Source organism: Bartonella sp. CM120XJJH (assembly GCF_042194715.1).
Taxonomy (GTDB): Bacteria; Pseudomonadota; Alphaproteobacteria; order Rhizobiales; family Rhizobiaceae; genus Bartonella.
In genome coordinates this window covers 1-536 of record NZ_JBHINE010000162.1, presented here as the reverse complement: position 1 = coordinate 536, position 536 = coordinate 1, and the positions used below count along the sequence as shown (strand labels likewise).

At 51.9% G+C, this 536-nt stretch carries 1 protein-coding gene; it reads left to right on the top strand.

Annotation, left to right across the window (positions count from 1 at the left end):
* The coding region (locus ACFIKU_RS10365; RefSeq protein ID WP_375657456.1) for a hypothetical protein at positions 1-268 on the top strand (268 nt) is incomplete at its 5' end.
* Positions 269-536 lie beyond the last annotated feature (268 nt).

The following is a 536-nucleotide window of genomic DNA, read 5'->3' as shown; positions in this document are numbered from 1 at the left end:
GGGGGAGCGCCGCAATGATGGGCCAAAGTGCTTTTTCATTGCGGTGACAATGGTGCGCGTTATGCTTTCGTCTAGGGAGGACGCCGCTTGGGAGGGACTTAGCCGATATGGGAAAGGAGGGGATGAGAAACTTGTGGGGAGAACGAATGTTGGGGGGAGCTTGAAGCGTATGCAAGGCATATGCTGGAGGGGAGATATGAGGTGTGGAAAGGGGGACAGCCGTACAAGCGTTGAGGAGATGTCAATCTTTAAAAAAAGCTTTGTGTAGGGGGAAAGAGTAGAGTGTTGAGGGAGGGGGGAAAGCAGAGAGCTTTGAGCGCAGGGAGTGCAAAGAACTTGGACATGAATGTGAAAGCATGTTGGGAAATGGGGGAAGGTGTTTGAGAGGGAAGAAGAGGAAGGCGCTATGGGAGCGCGGTTCTGACCGTTTTTGTATTGAGTCTTAGGGGGGCGATGATGGGCAAGAGGTTTTTTTATCGGGGAGAAAATATCACGCGTTATGCTTTCGTTCTTGGGGGGGAGAGATAAGGGGGAAG